Source organism: Kribbella albertanoniae (assembly GCF_004348455.1).
GTDB classification, from domain to species: domain Bacteria; phylum Actinomycetota; class Actinomycetes; order Propionibacteriales; family Kribbellaceae; genus Kribbella; species Kribbella albertanoniae.
In genome coordinates this window covers 1-3,529 of sequence record NZ_SMKA01000450.1, presented here as the reverse complement: position 1 = coordinate 3,529, position 3,529 = coordinate 1, and the positions used below count along the sequence as shown (strand labels likewise).

General features: G+C 67.3%; 2 protein-coding genes. One reads left to right on the top strand and one right to left on the bottom strand.

All coding sequences use genetic code 11. The features are described from left to right. Positions 1–81: 81 nt before the first annotated feature. Positions 82–1,293: a radical SAM family heme chaperone HemW gene (gene hemW, locus E1261_RS43875; RefSeq protein ID WP_132416169.1), complete on the bottom strand. Its 1,212-nt coding sequence runs from the start codon at positions 1,291–1,293 to the stop codon at positions 82–84. A gap of 87 nt (positions 1,294–1,380) precedes the next feature. Here hemW and E1261_RS43870 point away from each other — a divergent pair, with 87 nt between their 5' ends. After that, a complete protein-coding gene (locus E1261_RS43870; RefSeq protein ID WP_132416167.1) occupies positions 1,381–3,393 on the top strand; it encodes an MDR family MFS transporter in 2,013 nt (670 codons plus the stop codon). Positions 3,394–3,529: the final 136 nt, after the last annotated feature.

The following is a 3,529-nucleotide window of genomic DNA, read 5'->3' as shown; positions in this document are numbered from 1 at the left end:
GGGGTTCTCCACCCTTAACCACGGTGCAGAACCCTCGAGCTCAGTGCCTAGCTAGCCAAACTGGCGCGGGAGGGGCGTGGGTCAGGGGAGGAGGTCGCGGACTACGGCGTCGGCTAGGAGGCGGCCTCGGTCGGTGAGGACGAGGCGGTCGTTGGTGAGGGTGACGAGGCCGTTGGTGACGACAGTGTTGACGGCGGCTCGGCCTGCGGGGTCGAGGACGTCGAGAGGGAGGCCGGCGGAGAGGCGGACTTCGAGGAGGACTCGTTCGATGCGGCGGGTTTCGGGGTCGAGGAGTTCGCGGGCGTGGGCGGGGCTGACGCCGGTGGTGAGGCGTTCGGCGTAGGCGGTGGGGTGCTTGACGTTCCACCAGCGGACGCCGCCGACGTGGCTGTGGGCGCCGGGGCCGATGCCCCACCAGGTGTCGCCGCGCCAGTAGAGCTCGTTGTGGCGGCAGCGGGCGTCTTCGGTGCGGGCCCAGTTCGAGACCTCGTACCAGTTGAGGCCGGCCTGGCTGAGCAGGTTGTCGGCCAGCACGTACTTGTCGGCCAGGTCGTCGTCGTCCGGCATCGGCAACTCACCGCGACGAACCCGACGGGCCAACTGCGTACCGTCCTCGACGATCAACGCGTACGCACTGACGTGATCTGGATCCGCGGACAGCGCGGACTCCAGCGACATACGCCAGTCCTCGAGCGACTCCCCCGGTGTGCCGTAGATCAGGTCGAGGTTCACATGCTCGAAACCGGCCGCGGTCGCCTCCTTCACGGCCTGCAGCGCGCGCCCAGGCGTGTGCTGGCGATCGAGAATCTTCAGTACGTGCGAAGAAGCGCTCTGCATGCCGAAGCTCACCCGGGTGAACCCGGCCTCCAACAGCGCCTCCAGGTACGCCGGATCGACCGACTCAGGATTCGCCTCGGTACTGACCTCCGCATCAGGCGCCAACCCGAACTCGTCGCGCACCGCCTTCAGCATCGCCCCGAGATCCGCAGCCGGCAGCAACGTCGGCGTACCGCCACCGAAGAACACCGTCTCGACCGGCCGATCGAGATCCGCCAGCACCCGCCGCGCCAACCGGACCTCGCCGATCGCAGTCTCGGCGTACGACGCCTGGGAACCACCGCCGCCGAGCTCCTTGGCGGTGTAGGTGTTGAAGTCGCAGTATCCGCAGCGCGACGCGCAGAACGGCACATGCAGGTAGAAGCCGAACGGACGGTCAACCGCCTCGCGGACGGCGGCATCCGGCAGCACCCCGTCCTGGGGCGCAACCTCCCCCTCGGGCAACGTTGACGGCACCCACCCATCCTACGTACTCCGGACTTCTTGATCGGATCGCCGGATTCCTGTGGTAGCGGAGAGTGCTGCAGCCGTTACATTCGGCTCATGGAGACCGAGGCTCAGCCGGTAGGACGTGGCACCCGGAACGCAGTGATCGTCGCGATCATGCTCGGCATGCTGCTGGCCGCCCTCGATCAGACGATCGTGGCGACCGCGCTGCCGACCATCGTCAGCGACCTGGGTGGCGCGAACCACCTGTCCTGGGTGGTCACGTCGTACCTGCTGGCCGAGACCATCATGACCGCGCTGATCGGCAAGTTCGGCGACCTGTACGGCCGCAAACGAATGTTCCTGCTGAGTGTGGTGCTGTTCCTCGCCGGTTCGGCGCTGTGCGGGATGGCCGACTCGATGCTGTGGCTGGTCGGCTCCCGCGCGATCCAGGGCCTCGGCGCCGGCGGTCTGATGGTGACCGCGATGGCGGTGATCGCGGACGTCGTACCGCTGAGTGAGCGCGGCAAGTACCAGGGTGTGATGGGCTCGGTCTTCGGTGTCTCCACCGTGGCCGGGCCGCTGCTCGGCGGACTGTTCGTCGACCACCTGAGCTGGCGCTGGGCGTTCTACGTGAACATCCCGCTCGGCATCGTCGTACTGATCGTTGCCTCGATCACCCTTCCGTCGGTGAAGGCGCCGACGAGTCCGAAGATCGACTACCTGGGCATCCTGTTCATAGGCGCGGCCGCGACCGGGTTGACGCTGGTGACCACCTGGGGTGGCAACGAATACGCCTGGGGTTCGACCGTCATCCTCGCGATGATCGCGGGTTCCGTGCTCGCGCTCGCCTTGTTCATCTGGGCCGAACGCCGGGCCGCCGAACCCTTACTCCCCTTGCGATTGTTCCGGTCCGGCGTGTTCACGGTCTGCTCGATCATGAGCTTCATCATCGGGTTCGCGATGCTCGGCGGCGTCACGTATCTGCCGACGTACCTGCAGTTCGTGCACGGCGCCTCCGCGACCGAGTCCGGGCTGCAGATGCTGCCGCTGGTCGGTGGTCTGCTGGTCGCCTCGATCGTGGTCGGCCAGGTGATCAGCAAGACCGGGCGCTACCGGATCTTCCCGATCATCGGCACCGTGCTGATCGGGGTCGGCCTGTTCCTGCTGTCGCTGCTCAGCAACACCACCTCGTACGTCGAGATCGCCGCGTTCATGGTCGTTCTCGGTACCGGCATCGGCCTGTGTATGCCGGTCCCGACGGTCGTCGTCCAGAGCACGGTCGACTACTCCGACCTCGGCGTCGCCACGTCCGGCGTCAGCTTCCTCCGCACGATGGGCAGTTCTTTCGGTGTCGCGGTCTTCGGCTCGATCTACGCCCACCAGCTTCCGGAGAAACTCGCTCCCGCCGTACAGAGTGCTCAGGTCGACCCGCGGATCGCGTCGACCGTCGACGGCGTACGCAACCTGCCCGAGGCCGCCCGGTCGCTGATCACCGCGGCCTACGCCGATTCACTGCACGTCGTCTTCCTCTGGGCGGTTCCGGTCGCCGGTCTCGGCTTCCTCACCGCCCTCCTGCTCAAGCAGGTCCCGCTCCGCGACACCGCCCGGATGTCCGCCAGCGACGTCGGCGAGAACTTCGCCGCCCCTGCCTCCTTCGACTCCGAGCACGAACTCCAGAAGCTCGCCGCCCTCGTCGTCCAGCACCACAAACGCAACCCCGCCCCCGAGGTCCTCGCCGAATCCGGCCTCCCCCTCACCACCGCCCAGGCCTGGCTGATCATGCGCGTCTTCCGCGGCGGCCGCGAAACCGGCGCCGCCACCCTCGCCGCCATGACCGCCGACCTCAAGATGCCCCCCGGCGTCATCGAGCCCCTGGCCACCCAACTAGTTGCCGCCGGCTACCTTTCCGAAACCCTCGGCCAGTACCGCTTCACCCCCGCCGGCCTGGAAATGTTCCAGCGCTTCGTCGGCGCCTTCCGCACCTGGATCCTCGCCCGCCTCTCCGAGTGGGACCCCGAAAACACCGAAGCCTTCTCAGCCGCCGTAGACCGGATAGCCACCCAAATGATCGACCAAGGCCAATCCCTAACCACCGGCAAACACGCCGCAGCCCTCACCCCGGCCTAAACCACGACCAAAGCGACACCCACCAGCGCGAACACCGCAGTGGCGACGAGCACCACTGTCTCCATCCGCGGCTTGGGCCCGTCGTCCCGGTTGTAGACCTTGTTCGGCTCCACCTCCAACGACACCCCCGACCGAG